The 20,312-nt window shown below is 70.8% G+C and carries 20 protein-coding genes and 4 tRNA genes; 4 read left to right on the top strand and 20 right to left on the bottom strand.

Annotated elements, in window-relative coordinates; translation table 11 throughout:
• Positions 1-210: 210 nt before the first annotated feature.
• From O7617_RS15900 to O7617_RS15860, 9 genes are all read right to left on the bottom strand, one after another.
• Positions 211-283, bottom strand: a tRNA-Trp gene (locus tag O7617_RS15900).
• A 129-nt stretch (positions 284-412) separates the two neighbouring features.
• Positions 413-805 carry a MaoC family dehydratase gene (locus O7617_RS15895; protein ID WP_282264454.1) on the bottom strand — a complete coding sequence of 131 codons (393 nt, stop codon included), beginning with the start codon at positions 803-805 and terminating at the stop codon, positions 413-415.
• A 1-nt stretch (position 806) separates the two neighbouring features.
• Positions 807-1,253 (bottom strand): MaoC family dehydratase N-terminal domain-containing protein, encoded by a 447-nt coding sequence (locus O7617_RS15890; RefSeq protein WP_282264453.1) that lies wholly within the window; start codon positions 1,251-1,253, stop codon positions 807-809.
• A 125-nt stretch (positions 1,254-1,378) separates the two neighbouring features.
• On the bottom strand, positions 1,379-1,546 hold the full coding sequence (rpmG, locus tag O7617_RS15885; protein ID WP_007073056.1) for a 50S ribosomal protein L33: 168 nt from the start codon (positions 1,544-1,546) through the stop codon (positions 1,379-1,381).
• 132 nt (positions 1,547-1,678) lie between these two features.
• A tRNA-Met gene (locus O7617_RS15880) sits at positions 1,679-1,751 on the bottom strand.
• 24 nt (positions 1,752-1,775) lie between these two features.
• Positions 1,776-1,848 (bottom strand) — tRNA-Thr (locus O7617_RS15875).
• Positions 1,849-1,941: 93 nt separating this feature from the next.
• Positions 1,942-4,467, bottom strand: coding sequence for a bifunctional diguanylate cyclase/phosphodiesterase (locus O7617_RS15870; protein ID WP_282264452.1), 2,526 nt, complete (start codon positions 4,465-4,467; stop codon positions 1,942-1,944).
• Between the two features lie 58 nt (positions 4,468-4,525).
• A complete protein-coding gene (locus O7617_RS15865) occupies positions 4,526-4,699 on the bottom strand; it encodes a hypothetical protein (RefSeq protein WP_282264451.1) in 174 nt (57 codons plus the stop codon).
• A gap of 638 nt (positions 4,700-5,337) precedes the next feature.
• Positions 5,338-5,421: transfer RNA gene (locus O7617_RS15860), tRNA-Tyr, on the bottom strand.
• A 147-nt stretch (positions 5,422-5,568) separates the two neighbouring features.
• Here O7617_RS15860 and O7617_RS15855 point away from each other — a divergent pair.
• Together O7617_RS15855 and O7617_RS15850 are read left to right on the top strand one after the other, a co-directional pair.
• Positions 5,569-6,063 (top strand): YajQ family cyclic di-GMP-binding protein, encoded by a 495-nt coding sequence (locus O7617_RS15855; protein ID WP_250791733.1) that lies wholly within the window; start codon positions 5,569-5,571, stop codon positions 6,061-6,063.
• Positions 6,064-6,200: 137 nt separating this feature from the next.
• Entirely contained in the window at positions 6,201-6,839 is a 639-nt protein-coding gene (locus tag O7617_RS15850; RefSeq protein ID WP_282264450.1) for a class I SAM-dependent methyltransferase family protein, read from the top strand.
• 35 nt (positions 6,840-6,874) lie between these two features.
• On the opposite strand, the gene O7617_RS15845 is transcribed toward O7617_RS15850, so the two are convergent.
• The 11 genes from O7617_RS15845 to O7617_RS15795 form a co-directional block, all read right to left on the bottom strand.
• A complete protein-coding gene (locus tag O7617_RS15845) occupies positions 6,875-7,159 on the bottom strand; it encodes a hypothetical protein (protein ID WP_282264449.1) in 285 nt (94 codons plus the stop codon).
• A gap of 513 nt (positions 7,160-7,672) precedes the next feature.
• A complete protein-coding gene (locus tag O7617_RS15840) occupies positions 7,673-8,200 on the bottom strand; it encodes a dihydrofolate reductase family protein (protein WP_282264448.1) in 528 nt (175 codons plus the stop codon).
• 102 nt (positions 8,201-8,302) lie between these two features.
• Positions 8,303-9,562: an MFS transporter gene (locus O7617_RS15835; protein ID WP_282264447.1), complete on the bottom strand. Its 1,260-nt coding sequence runs from the start codon at positions 9,560-9,562 to the stop codon at positions 8,303-8,305.
• 146 nt (positions 9,563-9,708) lie between these two features.
• The gene (gene htpX, locus O7617_RS15830) at positions 9,709-10,584 is read right to left on the bottom strand and encodes a zinc metalloprotease HtpX (protein WP_269682290.1); all 876 of its coding nucleotides are present in this window, start codon (positions 10,582-10,584) and stop codon (positions 9,709-9,711) included.
• Between the two features lie 125 nt (positions 10,585-10,709).
• Entirely contained in the window at positions 10,710-12,197 is a 1,488-nt protein-coding gene (locus O7617_RS15825) for a proton-conducting transporter membrane subunit (protein ID WP_282264446.1), read from the bottom strand.
• Complete coding sequence (locus tag O7617_RS15820) at positions 12,194-13,702, bottom strand: NADH-quinone oxidoreductase subunit M (RefSeq protein WP_282264445.1); 1,509 nt, start codon at positions 13,700-13,702, stop codon at positions 12,194-12,196. The genes O7617_RS15825 and O7617_RS15820 overlap by 4 nt, the downstream gene beginning before the upstream one ends.
• Positions 13,703-13,802: 100 nt before the next feature.
• Positions 13,803-15,734 (bottom strand): NADH-quinone oxidoreductase subunit L, encoded by a 1,932-nt coding sequence (locus O7617_RS15815; protein ID WP_282264444.1) that lies wholly within the window; start codon positions 15,732-15,734, stop codon positions 13,803-13,805.
• Positions 15,731-16,093 (bottom strand): NADH-quinone oxidoreductase subunit NuoK, encoded by a 363-nt coding sequence (gene nuoK, locus O7617_RS15810; RefSeq protein WP_282264443.1) that lies wholly within the window; start codon positions 16,091-16,093, stop codon positions 15,731-15,733. The genes O7617_RS15815 and nuoK overlap by 4 nt, the downstream gene beginning before the upstream one ends.
• Positions 16,090-16,647 (bottom strand): NADH-quinone oxidoreductase subunit J, encoded by a 558-nt coding sequence (locus O7617_RS15805; protein ID WP_282264442.1) that lies wholly within the window; start codon positions 16,645-16,647, stop codon positions 16,090-16,092. The genes nuoK and O7617_RS15805 overlap by 4 nt, the downstream gene beginning before the upstream one ends.
• Before the next feature lie 25 nt (positions 16,648-16,672).
• Positions 16,673-17,281 (bottom strand): NADH-quinone oxidoreductase subunit I, encoded by a 609-nt coding sequence (locus O7617_RS15800; protein ID WP_282264441.1) that lies wholly within the window; start codon positions 17,279-17,281, stop codon positions 16,673-16,675.
• 94 nt (positions 17,282-17,375) lie between these two features.
• On the bottom strand, positions 17,376-17,804 hold the full coding sequence (locus O7617_RS15795) for an ester cyclase (RefSeq protein WP_282264440.1): 429 nt from the start codon (positions 17,802-17,804) through the stop codon (positions 17,376-17,378).
• 89 nt (positions 17,805-17,893) lie between these two features.
• Between O7617_RS15795 and O7617_RS15790 the strand changes: the two genes are divergently transcribed.
• Positions 17,894-18,913, top strand: coding sequence for a glutathione S-transferase C-terminal domain-containing protein (locus O7617_RS15790; RefSeq protein WP_282264439.1), 1,020 nt, complete (start codon positions 17,894-17,896; stop codon positions 18,911-18,913).
• Between the two features lie 210 nt (positions 18,914-19,123).
• Positions 19,124-20,002, top strand: a complete 879-nt coding sequence (locus tag O7617_RS15785; RefSeq protein ID WP_282261036.1) for a transposase family protein — start codon at positions 19,124-19,126, stop codon at positions 20,000-20,002.
• Positions 20,003-20,312: the final 310 nt, after the last annotated feature.

Raw genomic sequence — 20,312 nt, 5'->3', positions numbered from 1 at the left:
CCCTCCGTCGCGGAATCTCGGGTCGCACGCCGGGCGGCGTACGCGGCGCTGGTCACGCCAGCCGGGCCCAACCGTCCCGCGACGGGCCGCGGCCGGTGGATCATCCGGAGGGGCCCGATCGCCTCGGAACCACCCCGCCGATGCCACCACCACGGGCCGGACGCCGCCATGCTGGCGGCGCGACCCACGGGAACGGTCAGGCCTGAGGCGCAGGGGTGACAGGACTTGAACCTGCAGCCTGCGGTTTTGGAGACCGCTGCTCTGCCAATTGAGCTACACCCCTGTGCGGCAACACTCGCCCCACGCGGTCACAGACGACCGAGCAGGGGTCACTTGCCCCACGGCGGACCAGTGTACGGGTAGCCCCCCGACTTTCCCAACCGGTCTCCCCGCCACGCGTGGCGGGGAGGGTTCAGCGGGCCGCACGGATCGTCGCGCGGGCCTGCGAGAGCACCTTCTCGCCCAGACAGGTCGCGGTCACGTCGAGTCGGGTCAGGCCGTCCTCGGTGACCTCACGGACCTTGGCGGTGACCTCGATCTCGGTGCCCTGGTCGTCGTCGGGAACAACAACCGGTCGGGTGAACCGGACCCCGTACTCGACCACCGCGTCGGGCGCTCCGGCCCACTCGGTGACCGCCCGGCCGACCAGCGCCATGGTGAACATGCCGTGGGCGATCACCCCGGGCAGACCGACCTTGGTGGCGACCCGGTCACTCCAGTGGATCGGGTTGAAGTCACCCGAGGCGCCCGCGTACTGCACCAGGTCGGCGCGGGTCACCCGGAACGTCTTGGTCGGCAGCTCCATCTCAGCCCTCCCCGCGAATGACGTACCTGGCCCAGACGGCGACCACCGGTTCCCCGCCGACGGTGCTCACGTCGGTGCGCGTGGTCAGGAAGCCGTGCCCACCCCGGGTGCTGACGTCCTCGATGGTGTTGGTGCAGACCAGCTCGTCGCCCGCGACGACCGGCCGGGTGTACGCGAACCGCTGGTCGCCGTGCACCAGGCGGCTGTAGTCGACGCCCAGGTCCGGATCCTCGATGATCTGACGGGTGGCGGCCATCGTGACGATCACCGGGAAGGTCGGCGGGGCCACCACGTCGCCGTGCCCCAGCGCCCGAGCAGCCTCCGGGTCGTGATGAGCCGGGTCCGTGGCCCCGATGGCGCTGGCGAACTCACGGATCTTTTCTCGGCCCACCTGGTAGGGGGCGGTCGGCGGATAGGTCCGGCCGACGAAGGAAGGGTCCAGAGACATGCCGCGAACCTACACGCAAGCGCAATCGCCGATCCGATCGGCAGGCGGCGGCGGAGCCGCGCCAAACCGGTCAGATCGGCGATTGCTAGAGCTTCGACAACGGCCGGCGCGAAGCCGGCCACGGATCAGCGGGTCTCGCGGTGGACCGTGTGCCGACCGTCACGCGGGCAGAACTTCTTCAGCTCGATGCGGTCGGGGTCGTTGCGCCGGTTCTTGCGCGTGATGTAGTTGCGCTCCTTGCACTCCACACACGCCAAAGTGATCTTCGGCCGGACATCGGTAGCCTTCGCCACGGCGGAGTGCCTTCCTCGCTAACGGAAACAACTACGACGCGCCAGCCTAGACGCTGACAGCGCGGACATGCAAAGTGGGCGCCAGAAGCGCCCATTCTTACGACCACCGGCAACGAGCCCGGAAGACGAGAGTAGCGGTGGCCGGACTTGAACCGGCGACACAGCGATTATGAGCCGCTTGCTCTACCATCTGAGCTACACCGCTGCGATGGGTCCAGCTGAACCCTCGAGCCCCCTTACGGAATCGAACCGTAGACCTTCTCCTTACCATGGAGACGCTCTGCCGACTGAGCTAAGGGGGCCTGCGCGATCTCCCCGTGGGGCGCGCAGGAGTAAGAGTACACGGCCCGGCTCGACAGGTGAAATCGGATCCCCGGTGATGGTTCCCGCCCTGCTCAGGGCACTACTCGAAGGCGCGGAAGCTCCCCTTCGGCGGTCGTCTCCGGCTCGACCTGAGCACCGAACCAGGCGGCCAACCGCTCGTACGGCAGCGGCCTGCTGAACAGGAAGCCCTGCCCGATCTCGCAGCCGATGTCCTGGAGAAGCTCCAGCGTCAGCTCACTCTCCACGCCCTCGGCGACCACGGCCAGGCCGAACTGCTGCGAGAGAGTCACCACCGCGTTGACGATGGCCAGGTCCCCCGGGTCGGTCGCCATGCCCTGCACGAAGGAGCGGTCCACCTTCACCTCGTGCACCGGCAGCCGGCGTAGGTGCGCCAGGGACGAGTCGCCCGTGCCGAAGTCGTCCACCGACAGCCGGACGCCGAGGTCGCGCAGCCGCTGCAGGGTCGGGATGGGCCGGTCCGTGCCGTCCAGCACCCCCGACTCGGTGATCTCCAGGGTGAGACGCTGCGCCGGCACCCGGTACTCGCTCAGCAGCTCCCGCACCCGCTCCGGGAAGTCCTGGTCGGTCAGCGTGCGGGCCGCGAGGTTGACGGCGATGGGCAGCGGTTGGTCGGCCAGCGCCCAGTCCCGGCTGCGGCGCAGCCCCTCCCGGAGCACCACCTCCGTGAGTCGGCTCAACTGACCGGTGTGCTCGGCCACCGCCACGAAGTCCTCCGGGGCGACAGTGCCATGCGTCGGATGCTCCCACCGGGCCAGGCACTCGACACCCACCAGACGCCGGTCCCGCAGGGTCACCTTCGGCTGGAAGTAGACCTCCAGCTCGTCGTCGTCCAACGCTCGGCGCAGATCGCCGGCCAGACCGAGCCGACGCAGCGACCGGGACTCCAGAGCCGGGTTGAAGAGCTGCACGCTGCCCGGCACCGACTTCGCCGCCGTGGCCGCCAGGTCGACCCGCAGGAGCAGGGTCGCCGCATCGCTTCCATGATCCGGGTGTACCGCCACCCCGACGGCGGTGTTCACGTCCAGGGTGAGCGCGTCGAACACCATCTCGTCGCGGATCTGGTCGCGCAGTTGGGCGGCCAACTCCAGCGCGGCCTCGGCGCTCTCCAACCGCAACGTCACCAGGAACTCGTCGCCACCCGCCCGGCCGACCAGCGCCGCCGACGGCGCGCTGGCCCGCAACCGGCTGGCGACCTCGGCGAGGACCTTGTCCCCCGCCGCGTGACCGAGGGACTCGTTGACCTGCCGCAACCCGTCGACGTCGAAGAGCAGCAGCGCCACCACCTCACCGGGCAGCCGGATCTTGACCGACTCGTCCAGCGCGTCGGTGATCCGCCGCCGGTTGGGCAGCCGGGTCAACGCGTCGTGGTAGGCGTCGTGCCGCAGCCGGTCCACCAGGCGGGAATTCTCCAACGCCACCGCCGCGTGCGCCGCCACGGTCTCGAAGATGGGGATGTCGCTACGGGTGAAATGACCGACGTCGCTGAGCCGGTTGGCGACTTCCAGCGTGCCGATGACCGCTTGGCCGGAACGGAGCGGCACCACGATGACGTCCTTGATCTTGCCCTGACTCAGTGCCTGTCGCTCGTGCGACTCGTCGTCGAAGGCACGCCCCACCGCGAGGGTCCGTCCCTCGTCCGCGGCTCGCTGCCGGAGGGACGGCGGCGTCGGCACGACGTCCAGCAGGCCCGAATCGTCGACCCGGGCGGTGAGCAGCACCTCGGGATGACGGCCCTGGGCGGGCAGCCAGAGTGTCGCGTATTCGGCCTGCATCAGCGCTCGGACCCGACCCAGGAGAGCATCGACGAGCGCACCATCCTGGCCCTGCTCCGCGATCGCGCGGGTCAGCTCGTACATCGCGGCCAGCGTCCGGTGCTGGCGGAAGAACGCCGCGTAGGAGCGGTAGACCAGCACGAGGGCCGCACCCAGCGAGGCCAGCAGCAGCACAGACCACCACGTGGTGGTGACGGCGATCAGGATGATCAGACCGAGTGAGGCGTTGATCGCTGCGGTGAGGAGCGCTGGGGGCGCGGTGCGCAGGGCGTCCCGTCCCGCCTGCCAGCCCTGCAACAGCGTGTGCACGCCGACCACGGCCACCAGACTGACGAGGATCACCGCGGTGACGGCCGCGAACAGCCCCAGCCAGGTGCCCGGTTCCACCTTTTCGAGGGGTGGCAGCGCCTCAAGGACGAGGACCGCGAGAGACGTGCCGGCGGCCGCCTTGGCCACGTTGAACCAGAACTTGACGGGCGCGAACCGGTGGCGCGTCTGCGTGAGCATGGACGCCACCGTGTAGATCACGACGACGGTCAACGGTGGCAGCAGAAAGAGTGCGAGGACCAGCGGAATCTCGGTCAGCGTCACGCCGAACGACTGCCGCCGGATGACGAAGTTGAGGACCGGCATGCCGATGCCGACCATCGCGACCAGCAACGCGGCCGCCAACAGCCAGTCACCGAACGGCGGATCAGACACCAGCCCCGTGACCAGGGAACAAATAGCCGCGAACAGCGCCAATGGCCCGGTGATGAACCAGGCCCGATCTGCTGATCGTCGCGAGCGATCACGCTGCGCCATGTCGCTCCCTACGGCTTCTTCGGCCCCCGCCGTCCGGTGGCGATGACGGCGGAACCGCTCAGCGGCCGCTGTCGACGACAGCGCTCTCTGTGCCGATGGTCCAGATGATGTCGGTGGCCTGGTAAGCATCGGCCATGCCGTCGTAGAGACCGGCGTTGAATCCGACGATGGCGGCGGCAGCGAGAAGAAGGAGAAGCGACCCGCTCAGTCGGCCCAACCTACGACCAGACATTATCGCTCCTGTCGGAAGATGTGCAGCGTGGATAAAGATTCCACGATGGTGCCATAGGGCTGGCAGCCAGAAAAGTGGTGGACGCCCCGACTGACCCCACCGTCTGTGACTTCCCGCCGTTCGGCCGACCGCCCTCGTCGCACCGGGCCAGATCACACGCCTGCGGGGCAGCTCACCGCTTCACAGAACGCTCAATACGACCTTCACCACAATTCGGTCCAGCCGTCCGACGCTCACTGCTTCCAGCGCGACGGTCACCGTACGTAACACCTGGAGGCGGTATGTCGATGCTCGCTCTCCGTATCGGCCATCGACAACCATACCGTCTTACCGCCATCGCGCCAGCCCCCCGGCGGATTCGTTACAGACGGAGAGCACCCCCGTGCGGCCGCATACGTGACCAGCGCCGGCGTCAGTCGGATCGCCTACCCCGCATCGACGGTGCGGATACGCACGCCCCCACCTGGGCTGTGCCGGTCCGCCGCACCAGACGAATTCCGTCGAGCTGACGCTGCCGACTCCGTCCTCAGGACGCCCTCAGCCGCCGGACCACCTCCCGCAGTTCGGCTGGGGTCGGCCGGAGACATGACAACGGCCCCCGATCAGCATCTCTGCTGTTCAGGGGCCGTGTCTGCACCTGGTGGCGGGTAGAGGATTCGAACCTCTGAAGCTTTCGCGACGGATTTACAGTCCGCTCCCATTGGCCGCTCGGGCAACCCGCCAGGGCACCCCACCGCGTCGTAACGCGGCGGCGGAAGCAAGGATAGCGGCTCCCCCCGGCACCAACGCAACCGGGTACGGTCAGGGGGTCGTGCCGCTGGTCGGCGGCCGACGGCAGGCCCAGACCGCCGGACAGCAGGAGCAGAAACATGGCAGCGAACCCGTCGTTCGACATCGTGAGCAAGGTTGACCGCCAGGAGGTCGACAACGCCCTTCGGCAGGCGGAGAAGGAGCTCGCGACGCGGTTCGACTTCCGCGGCACCGGCGCTGAGATCTCCTGGTCCGGCGAGGAGGCGATCGGCCTTCAGGCGGAGACCGAGGAGCGGGTGCGGGCGGCGCTGGACGTGTTCAAGGAGAAGTTGGTCAAGCGGAACATTTCGCTGAAGTCGCTGGACGCCGGTGATCCGCGCCCGTCGGGCAAGACCTTCAAGATCGACTGCAAGGTGATCCAGGGCATCGAGACGGACAAGGCCAAGGCGATCAGCAAGAAGATCCGCGACGAGGGCCCCAAGGGCGTGCAGGCCCAGATCCAGGGCGACCAGCTGCGGGTAACCGGCAAGAAGCGGGACGACCTCCAGGCGGTCATCGCACTGCTCAAGGGCGAGGACTTCGGCGTCGCCCTCCAGTTCACCAACTACCGGTAGGGCGCGGACCGGCGAGCTGGCAGACCGATCATCCCCTGGGCACACCGTCACTCCTGGTCGTCGTTGGTCGGCCGCGATCGGCCTCCGACGGCCCGGCGCAGCCTCGGTGTGAGCATCGGCCTGGCACCGTTGCCCGAATGACCGCCCAGACACACTGGCAGGCGTGGCATGAGCCCTATGCCGATGAAACATCCCCGCTGTCGCGTCGACTGCGCCTGGTGCAGCAGCACATTGCGTCGTGGCTCGAGCAGCGTTCCGACGAGCGGCTGACTGTGGTGAGCGTGTGCGCGGGGCAGGGCCGAGACCTCATCGGCGTCCTCGCCTCCAGGTCTGATGCTCAACGCGTACGCGCGACCCTTCTTGAGAACGACGCGGGCAATGTGGCGGCCGCTCAGGCCGCCGCCGCTCAGGCCGGGCTCTCCACCATCGTGATCAGGCAGGCAGACGCGGGCCGGCTGTCGTCGTACGCGGGGATGGTTCCGGCCGACCTGCTGCTCATGGTCGGGGTCTTCGGCAACATCTCGGACGCCGACGTAGAGCGAACCCTTGCCGCCCTACCCCAGGTCTGCGCCGAGGGCGCCACCGTGATCTGGACCAGGACGCGGCGCGAGCCGGACCTGACCCCGGCGGTACGGGAGTGGTTTCGGGCTGCCGGCTTCGTGGAGCAGGCATTCCACGCTCCGGACGACGTTCGATTCTCTGTCGGCGTTCACCGGTTCGCAAGCGCTCCGCGGCCCCTGGAACCTTCGGGAACCCTCTTCACGTTCCTGCGTTGATGCCAGCAGGTCACTGCTCGAGACCCGTCGACCGACTATGCGGCAGATCGGGTCACCGACCGCCAAGCGTCGTAGGCCCAACCGAGGTCACCCGAGTGCCTGTCGGTGAAGACCGTCTCCAGGTATGTCTCATCGGTGAAGGCGTAGCCGTGGAGGGTGGACTCGACATCGCCGTCGTGGTGGTAGACCCAGGCGGCGCGATGACCGGTCCCGCCTCGGCCCCCCTCACCCAGCTTGACCGTGGGTTCCGGCGGTAGCTGGGCATCGAGCGAGGCGATGATGTCGACCCCATCGGCACACCGCCATGGAGCGCCGGGCACGACCAGGATCGTGCGGCCGGGCGCACACCAGGTTGTGCCGCCGTCTGTGGCGCGCTCAGCCGTCCAGTCACCGTAGAGATCGATCGACCAGCCATCACCCAGATCCCGTCGCACGCCTCAATACTGCAACGGCAGTGCGCGCGGGCCGCCGATGCGGCCACCCGCGCCGGATGCTCGTCGCTCAAGATCCGCGCAACATCAGGGATGTTGGTGTCTCCCGCACGTCGGAAGCAGCAACATCCGGGAAGTTGCGCGGATCTTGGGCGCGGGGCGCGGGGCGCGGGGCGCGGAGCGCGGAGCACGGAGCGCGGAGCACGGAGCACGGAGCACGGAGCACGGAGCACGGAGCGCGGAGCACGGAGCGCGGAGCACGGAGCGCGGAGCACGGAGCGCGGAGCACGGAGCGCGGAGCACGGAGCACGGAGCACGGGGCGCGGAGCACGGAGCACGGAGCACGGAGCGCGGAGCGCGGAGCACGGGGCGCGCGGGGCGGGAGACCGAAGGCGAGCGGGCTCAGTAGGCGACGCGGTACCAGTGTTCGGTCTCGCCGGGTAGGCGCACCAACCGCACAGTGGTGCCGCCCGGGTGGTCGAACATGCGTACCCCGTCGCCGAGCAGCACCGGGGCGAAGAACATGAGGACCTCGTCGAGCAGCCCGGCCTCGATGCACTGTTTGGCCACGTTGGCGCCGAGGATGTTGACGTACTTGTCCCCGGCGGCCTCCTTGGCCTGGGCGACGGCGGTGTGCAGGTCACTCACGAACGTGACGTCGGCGGATGGTTCGGCCGGGGGTCGGTGGGTGAGGATGAAGACGGGCCCGTGGTACTGGCCGCCGAAGGCGCCTTCGCTGTCGGTGCCGCGGTTCGGGTCGTCGCCGCCGAAGGTGCCGTTGCCGGCCAGGATCGCGCCGACACTGTGCAGCAGGCGTTCCGCCGTCGGGTTCTCGCCCCCGAGATGGTCCGTCAGCCACGACATGTCACCGCCCGGGCCCGCGATGTAGCCGTCGAGTGATGCGGTCGCCGAATACAGAACCTTGGCCATCAGCCGAGGGTACGGCGCACGTTCCTCGATGTCTGGTGCCGGGACAGCCCGACATCACGGAAACCGAGTGGATCAAGGACCGGCGCGACGCGGCAAGGGCGGTCAGGCGGGCACGGGCTGTTCGGCGCGTACCGCAGTGGTTTCCGCACGGGCGATGGGCCCGGCGGGGAGCGCGGCGACCCCGGCCGCGACGGCGACCGCCGCTCCGGCGAACAGGAACGCCCAGCGGACGCCACCGGCGTGGTCCACGATCAGGCCGGCGACCGAGCCGCCGGCCGCGCTCGCCGCGACCGCCACGGTGACGACCCAGGTGTACGCCTCGTTCAGCATGCCGGCGGGGGCGATCCGGCCGACCAGGGTGTTCTCCAGGGTCAGCGCGGGAGCGATGGTGGCTCCGCCGACGACGAGCGCGACACCCAGGGCCAGCGGGGTGGGCATCACCGAGAACACCGCGAAGGTGCCGGCGAGGGCGGCGAGGAGCAGGGCGAACTGGCGGGTCATGTTCGGTGCCGGCTTGCGGACGCCGAACCAGACCCCGCCGGCGGCGCTGCCAAGCCCCCAGACCGCGAGGAGAAGGCCGGCGAGACTCTCCGGATCGTCGGTGGTGTGGCCGCTCGCGTAGGCCGGGACGATCACCCCGGCGGCGCCGAACGCGATGCCCAGCCCGGCGACGCAGACCAGGAGGGCCGGGAAGCCGGCGACCCGCAGTGGCCCGAGGCCGCGGGCGTGGTGCTCCTTGGGGTGCGGCTGCCAGCCACGCATCACCCGGCCGAGGGCCACGGCGGTGGTGCCGGCCAGGGTGACGACTGCCGCGCCGACCAGCGCGGCTGCCGCGTCGGCGACCAGGACGAAGCCGGCGACGAGCAGTGGGCCGAGCACGAAGACGATCTCGAAGAGCGTGGTCTCGGCGGCCAGTGCGGTGTTGCGCAGGGGGTACCGGCCGGAGGCGGGGCCGGTCAGGTCGTTCCAGGCGCCTCGGATGGCGGCGGTGAGCGGCGGGTAGGTGGCACCGGCCACGCCGCTGGCGAGGTAGATGGCCGCCAGGGCGTCGTCACCCGAGCGGCTGGCCAGCAGCAGCCCGGTGAGCGCCAGGGGGTGGGCCACGGCGGTGACCAGGAGGACGGGGCTGGGGCCGACCCGGTCGGCGATCCGCCCGGCCACTGGGCTGAGCGCGGCACCGGCGACGGCGTAGATTCCGCCCGCCACGGCGGCCAACGAGTATCGCCCGGTCACCTGCTCGACCACCAGGAGCAGCGCCAGCGGGGTCATGCCGATCCCGAGCCGCCCGATGATGCCGGTGACCAGCAGCATCGGCGCGCCCGGGATCCGCCAGACTCCCAGGTACTGACGCAGCGCGACCACGGTGGACCTCCTGGAGGATGTAATGAGCGTGGACCGTTTACGACCCTAACGCCGCCGTGTGACGGTAGACAGCGGTTATCGGCACCGACACAGCACTCCGCCCGTACCCGGGCGACCGGGTACGGGCGGAGGCGTCGATCAGCGGGTCAGCGCTGGAACTGCACCGGCCCGGAGTTGCGGGCCATCTGCTCCAGCCGGGCGACCCGGTCCTCCATCTTCGGGTGGGTGGCGAACAGCGCCGCCACGCCGCCGCCCCGGAACGGGTTGGCGATCATGAGGTGCGCGGTGCTGGTGAGCTGACCCTCGGCCGGCAACGGCCGACGTCGGGCCACCGCATCGATCTTGCGGAGGGCGCTGGCCAGGGCCAGCGGGTCGCGGCTCAACTCGGCGCCCGAGGCGTCCGCCTGGAACTCACGGCTCCGGCTGATCGCCAACTGGATCACGGTCGCCGCGATCGGGCCCAGGATCAGGGTCAGCAGCAGGACGGCCGGGTTCGGCCGGTCCTCGTCGTCCCCACCGCCGATCGGGATGAAGAAGGCGAGGTTCGCGAGCAGGGTGATGATGCTGGCCAGGCCCGCCGCCACGCTGGAGATCAGGATGTCCCGGTTGTAGACGTGGGACAGCTCGTGGCCGATCACACCGCGCAGCTCGCGGTAGTCGAGGATCTCGGTGATGCCCTGGGTCACGCAGACCGCCGCATGCTGCGGGTTACGACCCGTGGCGAACGCGTTGGGCTGAGCGGTCGGGCTCACGTAGAGCCGGGGCATCGGCTGCCGGGCGTCGGCCGCCAACTCCCGCACCATCCGGTACAGCTCGGGGAACTGTGCCTCGGTGACCGGTTGCGCCCCCATCGAGCGCAGTGCGATCTTGTCGGAGTAGAAGTAGGAAACGCCGTTCATGACCAGCGACACGACGACGGCGATGACCAGGCCACCGCTGCCACCGAACCAGTAACCCACCGCCAGGATCAGGGCGCTGAGCAGGCCGAGCAGCGCTGCGGTCTTCAGACGGTTGTGGTGCACGATCTCTCCTTCGGTGCACGGATCGCCGGGATCCGCTGACCGGTGCAACAACCCGGTACCCGCCAACCATCCGTTACAACGCTGAGAGTTGACTGAGACTGCGCCGCAGGTCAGGTCAGGTCGGGTCAGCGGCCGGCGACGTCGAGCACCAACTGCGGGGCGACGCCGAGCACCACGGCGGCCACCGTCGCCACCGCCAGCACCACGGCCACCACGCCCACCAGGGGTACGGCCGCGACACCGCCGCCACTCGGGGCGGCCGAGGATGTCGGCGCCCACAGCGCGGCGGTCACCCGCAGGTAGTAGGCGAGCCCGATCACCGCGTTCAGCGCCACCACCAGCGCCAACCAGGCCGCCCCACCGTCCAGCAGCGCCCGCACCACAGTCACCTTCGCGAACAGGCCGGCGAGCCCCGGCGGCAGACCGGCCAGGCCCACCAGCGCGAGACCGAGCGCCGCGCCGCGCCACGGGTGCCGACGGGCCGCCCCGCGCAGGTCGTCGAGCGTGCCGCCGTCGGCACCGGTCGGCCGCAGGGCGGTCACCCCGGCGAACGCGGCCAGCTCCAACACCACGAAGAAGACGGCGTACGCCACCGCGGCGGCGTACGCGGCGGACCGGGCGTCGTCGGTGCGGCCCGCGGCCAGCGCCAACGCCCCCAGCGGGGCGAGGATGTAGCCGGCCTGCGCGACGGACGACCACGCGAGCAACCGGACGGTACGCCGCTGGCGCAGCGCGACCAGGTTGCCGACCGTCATGGTGAGCACCGCGAGCACGGCGAGCACCGGGCCGGTCTGGTCCGCCGGAAGGGCCCGCTGCACCACGGCGAGCAGGGCGACCACGCCACCCAGTTTCGACGCCGTGGACAGGTACGCGGCCACCGGCAGCGGCGCGCCGTCGTAGGTGGCCGGTGCCCACGCGTGGAACGGCACCGCCGCCACCTTGAAGGCCAGCCCGACCAGCAGCACCGCCACCGCCGCGGTGGTCAGCGGAAGGTCCCGCAGCTCCGGCCGCTCGGCCAGCAGTGCGCCGAGCCGGTCCAGGTGCAGCCCACCGGTCACCGCGTACAGCAGGGCCGCGCCGAGCAGGGTCAGCGTGGTCGCCACCACGCTGACCACGAAGAACGTCACCGCCGCCTCGGCGCTGGCGAGGCTGCCCCGACGCAGGCCCACCAGGACGTACAGCGGCAGGGTCAACGTCTCCAGGGCGACGATCAGGGTGATCAGGTCACCGGCCGCGCCGAGCACCACGCCGCCGGTCATCGAGCAGGCCAGCAGGAATGCGTACTCCCCCACCGGCGACCGCCCGGCCCGCAGCGCGGGCACGGACAGCCCGAGCACGCCCACGGTGAGCAGTGCCACCACGACGCCGACCAGGGCGGCCCGGCCGCCGAAGATCCAGGAGCAGTCGACGCCGACACAGAAGGTCCGCCGCTCCCCGCCCGCGCCGACCACCGCGGAGCCGACTGCCGTGCCGAGCGCGCCCAGCGCGGCCACCACGACCGTGGCCCGTGGCCGGGCCAGGAGCAGGTCGGTGAGGAGCACGAGCACGGCGGTGCCGGCGGCCAGGTAGGCCGGCAACAGCGCGACGCTGTCCACGCTCTGCACACCAGTCATGGGAAGACCACCCCGATCAGGGCGTCGACGGGGGCCTCGGCGACGCCGAGGACCAGCGCCGGGGCCAGCCCGATGGCCAACGCGAGCAGCACCAACGGCACCCACGCGGTCAGCTCCGCACCGGCCAGGCCGGGGCCGACCTGCCCGACGGCGGGGCTCGGACGGTTGTGGGTGACCTGACGCAGCAGCCGCAGGAAGTACGCGGCGGTGAGCGCACCGCCGACCGCCGCCAGCACCCCGAGGGTGGTCCAGAGCGGGCCACCCACCTGGACGGCGGCGATCACCGCGAACGCCTCACCCCAGAAACCGGCCAGCCCGGGCAGGCCGAGCGACGCGACCGCCGCGAACGCGAGCAGACCGGCCAGCCGGGGCGCGGTCTCCCGCAGCCCGGACAGCTCGGCGAGGGTGCCCGTGCCGGTACGGTCCTTCACCGCGCCGGCCAGGAAGAAAAGCAGGGCGGTGATCACCCCGTGCGCGATGTTGCCGATCAGCGCCGCCTGCACGCCGACGGTGGTCAGCGTGGCGACACCCAGCAGAACGAAGCCCATGTGCCCCACGCTGGAGTACGCGATGAGCCGCTTCACGTCGACCTGGGCCAGGCAGACCAGCGAGCCGATCAGGATCGCGGCGACGGCGAGTACGCCGAGCACCGGCGCCGCCCAACGGGCACCCTCCGGCGCCACCCCCACCGCCACCCGGATCAGGCCGTACGTGCCCATCTTGAGCAGCACCCCGGCCAGCACGACACTGCCCACAGTGGGGGCCTGCGTGTGCGCGTCGGGCAGCCAGGAGTGCAACGGCCACAGCGGGCTCTTCACCGCGAACGCCAGCGCGAGCAGTGTGAACGCGGCCAACTGGGTGCCCCGGGACATCCCCGCGCCACCGGTCAACGCCACCAGGTCGGCGGTGCCGGCGGCGGTGACCACGACGTACACGCCGACCAGCAGCAGCACCGAGCCGAACAGCGTGTAGAGGGCGAACTTGCGGGCCGCCCGGCGACGGTCCGCGCCGCCCCAGCCGGCGATGATCGCGTACATCGGGAGGAGCACGACTTCGAAGAAGAGGAAGAACAGCACCAGGTCCAGGGCGAGGAACGTGCCCAGGATGCCCACCTCGACCACCAGCAGCAACGCGACGAGCGCCCGGCCACTGCCGCCGTCGGGCACCCGCCACATGGTGTACGCGCAGCACAGCAGCGTGAGCAGCGCGGTCAACACCACGAGCGGCCAGGAGATGCCGTCGACGCCGAGGTGGAAGCGCAACTCCAGGCCGGGCACCCACCGCAGGTCCAGTTGGTGCCACGGCCGCACCGCCGGCTCGTCGCCCGACCAGACCAGCCAGTCCGCCCGGCCGAACACCAGCGGCAGCGCGGCCAGCAGGGTCAACGCCGCCGCGACAGTGCCGACCAGCCGGGCCGCCCGGTCCCGGGGCGTCGCCGCCACCACGACCGCACCGAGCGCCGGCACCGCCAGCAGGGCGACGAGCAACACCTGCCCGAGGGTCACGGGACCACCTCTGTTCGCGACTGCGCCCGCTTGGGGTCGTCACCCGGGGCCAGCCGGATGCTGAGCTTCGGGGCTCGCAGACCCGCTTCACTCCTCGCGCTCATCGGGTCACTCCGATCACGGTCACGGCCAGGCCGATCAGCAGCGCGCCGGCCAGCACACCGGCGGCGGCCCGGGGCAGCGCCGCCCGGTGCAGCACGGCCAACCCCGCCCCCAGCGCGGACGCGGCCCGACCACTGCCCTCGACCGCGCCGTCCACCACCACCTCGTCACTCGCCCGAGCGGCGCGGGCCAGCGCCCGGACGGGGCGTACGACAACCGTGTGTTGGACGTCGTCGAGCCGGAACGCGCGGGCGAAGACCGGCCCCAGCGGACCCAGCGCGTCCGCCGGGTCGGCGGACGGATCCCGCCGCCAGCGCAACGCCACCAGCCCCGCGCCGACCAGCAGCAGCGCGAGCGGCAGCAGCAGCCCCGGCCCGAGGTGGACCAGGCCGTCCTCGGAGCCGGCCACCGGAACGGTGGGGAAACGCAGGCGGTCGGCGAACGCCCCGACGAACCCGGCCAGACCGAGCAGCGCGGCGGGCACGGCCAGCAGCAGCACCGGCCAGCGCAGCACGGCCGGTGGGTCGTGCGGTCGGACCAGCGGCAGGCGGGGCGCGCCGAAGAAGGCACGCAGCAGCAGGCGACCCGCATACCAGGCGGTGATCGCCACGCCGAGCAACCCGGCGATCCAGACCATCCACCCCACCCAGGACGGCGCCGGGCCGGTGCCCTCCAGCGCCGCCGACTCGGCCACCGTCAGCACGCCGTCCTTGCTCCAGAAGCCGGCGAACGGTGGCACCCCGGCCAGTGCTCCGAGACCCACCACCGTGCACCAGAACGTGATCGGCATGCTGCGCCGCAGCCCGCCCATCTCCGACATCAGCGTGGTGCCGACCGCGTGGATCACCGCGCCCGCGGCGAGGAACAGCAACGCCTTGAACGCGGCGTGGGTGAGCAGGTGGAACAGCGCCGCCGACGGCGAGCCGACCGCCAGCGCGCCGGTCATGTAGCCCAGTTGGGACACCGTCGACCAGGCCAGCACGCGCTTGATGTCGTCCTGCGCGGTCGCGGCGAGCGCGCCGAGCAGCAGGGTGATCGCGCCGACCACCCCGAGCACCGTCAGCGTCACCGGAGCGGCGGTGAACAGCGGGTAGAGGCGGGCCACCGCGTACACCCCGGCGGCGACCATCGTCGCGGCGTGGATCAGCGCGGAGATCGGCGTCGGACCGGCCATCGCATCCGGCAGCCAGGTGTGCAGCGGGAACTGCGCGCTCTTACCGGCGACCCCGGCGAGCAGCAGCAGGCCCGCCGCGGTCAGTGTCGCGCCGGAGTGGTCGTGGGCGAGCACGTCGGCGATTCGGAAGCTGCCCGTCGACACGCCCAGCAACGCGATGCCGAGCAGGAACCCGACGTCACCGACCCGGGTCACCAGGAACGCCTTCATCGCCGCCGCCGGAGCGCCGGGCAGTCGGCGGTCGTGGGCGATCAGCAGGTACGAGCAGAGGCCCATCACCTCCCAACCGACCAGCAGCATGAGCAGGTCCCCGGCGACCACCACCAGCAGCATCGCGCCGGTGAAGAGGCTGATCTGGGCGGCGTACGGCGGGTAGCGGTGGTCGACGTCGATGTCGTCGTGTGGACCGCGCCGCAGGTAGCCGATCGAGTAGACCTGCACCGCCAGGGCGACGGCGGTGACCGCCACCGCGACCAGCGCGGCGGCGCCGTCCAGGCGTACGCCGAGGGTCACCGCCAGCCCGCCGAGGTCGACCCAGGTGGTCGAGGTCTCCGTCGGCCCGTCGACGGTCAGCAGCAGCGCGACGGCCAGCGCCAGGGCACCGGCCGCACCGGTGACGCCGAGCGCGACGGCGGCCCGGCGGGCCCGGCTGCCGCCGGTCCTGTCGTCGTGACGTGGAGCCGGGGGCAGCAACAGACCGGCCAGTCCGGCGGCGAGCGGCACGGCGGGCAGCAACGCCCCGAGCAGCCCGGTCACCGGCCGACCTCCGTGTCCAGGACGGCCGGCTCACGCCGGTCGGCGATCTGCGCCGACTCGGTCAGCGGCACGTCGTCGACCGCCACCGTGGCCCGCAGCCGGTAGAGCTGCAGGACGATGGCCAACCCCACGCCGATCTCGGCGGCGGCGAGGACGATCACGAACAGCGCGAAGACCTGCCCCGAGTGCGGGAGCACCGCGCGGGCGGTGGTGTCCGCGGTGACCAGGATCAGGTTGACCGCGTTGAGCATCAACTCGACCGACATCAGCACCAGTACCGCGTTACGTCGGCGCAGTACGCCGTAGACGCCGAGCCCGAACAGCAGCGCGGCGGTGACGTACGGGATGACCGGCCTCACCGGCGCCCCCGTGGCTCGACGTCGGCCGGCTCGGAGGGGGCCGCCGCGCCGCTGGGCTGACGGCCGATGTCCGGCCGGGACAGCACGATCGCGCCCACCAGGGCGGACAGCAGCAGCACGGAGAGCACCTCGAACGGCAGCACCCAGGACTGGAAGATCTGCTCGCCCAGCCGCTCGGCGGTGCCCGTGTCGGGCGACGTGACAGTGCTCCACCGGTACGCGTCGACGAGCAGCGCGGTCAACCCCAGCCCCGCGCCGCCACCGATCAGGGCGGCCGGCCAGCCGGGTCGGTCCAGGTCGTCGGAGGCCCCGATCGGAGCGCGGGTCAGCATCACCGCGAACAACAGCAGGACCACCACCGCGCCCACGTAGATCAGCACCTGCACCCAGGCCACCAACTCGGCGCTGAGCACCAGGAAGTCACCGGCCAACGCGCCCAGGCACACCACCAGGTAGAGACCGGCCCGGACCAGGTGTTTCGTGGTCACCACCAGCACACCGGCACCCACCGCCACCGCGCCGAGAGCGAGCAGCAGCACGTCCGCCCCGGTCACCGGTGCACCTCTGCGGCTCGGGCGGTCACGACGCGGGATCCTCGTCGGCTTCGGGGCGTACCGAAGGAGGAGCCGGACGGGCCGCGGCTGCCTTGCGCGCGGCGGCGGTCTCCTCCTTGGCCGGCTCGCCGTTCGGGTCGTGCGCGGGCGGCGGCGGCACGGTGGCCATCCACTGGCCGAGGTGGCCCTTGTCGTGCAGCAGGTCCTTGATGTCGTACTCGGCGTACTCGAACTCCGGTGACCAGTAGAGCGCGTCGAACGGGCAGACCTCGATGCAGATGCCGCAGTACATGCAGAGCGAGAAGTCGATGTCGAACTTGTCGAGCACGTTGCGCTGCCGGGGGCGAGCGGCGCCGGGCACCGCCACCTCCTCCTTGTGCGAGTCGATGTAGATGCACCAGTCCGGACATTCACGCGCGCAGAGCATGCAGACCGTGCAGTTCTCCTCCGACAGCGCGATCACACCCCGCGAGCGGGGCGGCAGGTCGGGGGCGACGTCCGGGTACTGCTGGGTGGTCGACCGGCTGGTCATCGTCTTGAGGGTGACCGCCAAACCCTTCACCAGGCCCGCGCCGGGCAGGCCCCCGCGTTCGCTGGCGCCACCGTGCTCGCTGGGGTCGCTCATGTCGACCATCCTGCCCTGTGGCCCCGGCGCGCGCGACCACCACCCGTGGGTCGACGGCCCTACGGGGTACGCGAGGAGCGCGGTGAACTGCCGATCACTCGGATCACGCCCCGGGCCCGTTGACGACGGTCGGGGGCAGCATCTCGACGCCGAGTTGTTGCAGCAACTGGAACAACTCGTTGCAGCTCCACACCTCCACGATCCGGCCCGCCGCGTCGAAGCGCAGGAACGTCGCGCCCGAGTAGCTCACCACCTGACCGGTCGGCGGCACCGGCCCGAACTGCCCGACGTGCGTGCCGGCCGCCCGCCAGTGCACCGCCACCCGCTCGTCGGCGGCCACCACGTCCACGATCTTGTAGCGCAGGTCCGGGAAGGCCGCCCGTCGCTCGCGGTGCCAGGCCAACGTCGCCTCCGGCCCGGTGCCGCCCAGCCCCGGGCACTCCTCGGCGACCAACTCGTACGCCGACTCCTCCCGACGCGCGTTCCACACGTCGGCGATGAACCTTCGGGCCGCCGCCTCCACATCCGTCATGCCGGCGAGGGTATCCGGGCTCACCGCGTCGACAGCTCGGAGATCGGTAAGGATGGGGAGCAGGGCAGCAACAGGACCGGGAGGCTGACGTGGGCGAGCAGACAGGCGGCAAGTACGTCGAGCCGGGTGGCGAGTTCACCCGCGACCAGCGGTACATCGCCACTCGGATCACCAAGGACGGGCGTGACGGGTACCCGGTGGAGCCGGGCCGGTACCGGCTGGTGGTGAGCCGGGCCTGCCCGTGGGCCAACCGGCTGATCATCGTGCGGCGGCTGCTCGGCCTGGAGCACGCCCTCTCGATGGGGGTGGCCGGTCCGACCCACGACGCCCGGAGTTGGACGTTCGACCTCGACCCGGACGGCCGGGACCCGGTGCTCGGCATCGAACGCATCCAGGAGGCGTACTTCAAGCGCTTCCCCGGCTACGAGCGCGGCATCACCGTGCCGGCGATCGTGGACGTGCCGACCGGGCAGGTGGTGACCAACGACTACGCGCAGATGAGCCTGGACCTGTCGACGCAGTGGGACGCGTACCACCGCGACGGCGCCCCGCAGCTCTACCCCGAGCACCTGCGGGCGCCGATCGACGAGGTCAACGACGTGGTGTTCCGGGACGTCAACAACGGCGTCTACCGGTGTGGTTTCGCCGGCAGCCAGGAGGCGTACGACAAGGCGTACCACCGGCTCTTCGACCGCCTGGACTGGCTCTCCGAGCGGCTAGCCGACCAGCGTTACCTGGTCGGCGACACCATCACCGAGGCGGACGTGCGGTTGTTCACCACGCTGGTCCGCTTCGACCCGGTCTACCACGGTCACTTCAAGTGCAACCGGCAGAAGTTGAGCGAGATGCCGGTGCTGTGGGCGTACGCCCGGGACCTGTTCCAGACCCCCGGTTTCGGCGACACGATCGACTTCGACCACATCAAGCGGCACTACTACGAGGTGCACCGCGACATCAACCCGACCGGGATTGTGCCGCTCGGGCCCGACCTGTCCAACTGGCTCACTCCGCACGGCCGGGAGGCGCTGGGCGGTCGCCCCTTCGGCGACGGCACCCCGCCCCCGCCGCCGGTCGAGCCGGTCGACCCCGCGCACACACCGCTGCGCTGAGCGGGCCACCTCGCGCCGTCTCGTCGCCAAGATCCGCGCAACATCAGGGGGGTAGTTCCATCCTGAGTTGGCTGGTCAGGGGGTCTTGACGGCGTGGGGGTGGCGGGGATGGGGCAGGTCAACCGCTGGTGATCTTCGCGGTGATCGTTTGCCGGTGGTGACGGTGTGGCGTGCAGAAGATAGACGAGCCCTCGGCCAGGGTGTTCGGTCGTGACACACAAAAACCCGGTGGCTGAGGGCTCGCCGCTTGTCTACCAGTCCAGCCTTGCGCTGTCCACGAAGACCCTGACCCTGGTCGTCAACGCGATCCGTCAGCACCGCTCACGGGTGCGTTCCCGATGGCGCAAACTGCCCGATCACCGCGCGGCGATGATCGTGCTGGCGGTATTACGCCATAACCAACGCCCTCACGACCTGGCCGCCGGCAACGGCATATCCGCCTCCACCGTCCGTCGATGGGTCGCGCAAGTCATCGCTGTCCTGGCCGCTGAGATGCCCCGCCTGTCACGGGTCCTGCGCCGCGCCCGCCACCACAGCGAGGTAGTCCTGCTCGACGGCACCCTCATCCCGGTCCAACGCCCCCACGACCGACACCGCCGCCGCACCCACTACAGCGGTAAACACAAAACCTTCGGCCTGCTCGTCCTCGCCATCACCGACCTCAACGGCAACCTGCTGTGGACCTCCGCAGCCCTACCCGCACGCACCGCGGAAATCACCGCCGCCCGCCGCAACCGCATCCCCGCACACCTACGCGCAGCCGACCTCGCCGCCATCTGCGACCTCGGCTTCACCCGCCTCGACGACCAACCCGGCATCAGCCACACACCTCGCCCCCGCGCTCACCCCGGCCACCCCCACGACCAACCCACCATCATCACCGGCCGCCGCGCCGCCCGCGGCAAACCCCTCACCCGCCACCAAACAATCGTCAACACCCTCATCAGCCGCGAACGAGCAACCAACGAACACGCCTTCAGCGACCTCAAGAACTGGCGAATCCTCGACCGACTACGCGGCAACCACCACCACGCCACCACCCTGATCCGCGCACTCACCGTCCTCACCCAAACCCACACCACCCGCTAACCGGCAAACGATCAACCCAAAGATCACCTCACCACCAACCTGGACCTCCCACCCACCACCACCAACCGTCAAGACCCCCTGACCAGCCAACTCAGGATGGAACTACCCCAGGGATGTTGGTGTCTCCCGCCTGTCGGAGGCAGCAACATCCGGGAAGTTGCGCGGATCTGGGGCGGTCGGGCGGTCGGGCGTGGAACGAGGGGCCGGTCGGGCTCGCCGGTCGGGCTCGCCGGTCGGGCTCGCCGGTCGGGCTCGCCGGCCGGGAGCCCGGCGCGGGGATGGTCGTAAGGACGCTTTCGAGCTGAATCGT

The organism is Micromonospora sp. WMMD1155 (assembly GCF_029581275.1).
Classification (GTDB): domain Bacteria; phylum Actinomycetota; class Actinomycetes; order Mycobacteriales; family Micromonosporaceae; genus Micromonospora.
The sequence above is the reverse complement of the archived record's forward strand: the minus strand, read 5'-3'. Positions and strand labels throughout refer to the sequence as shown.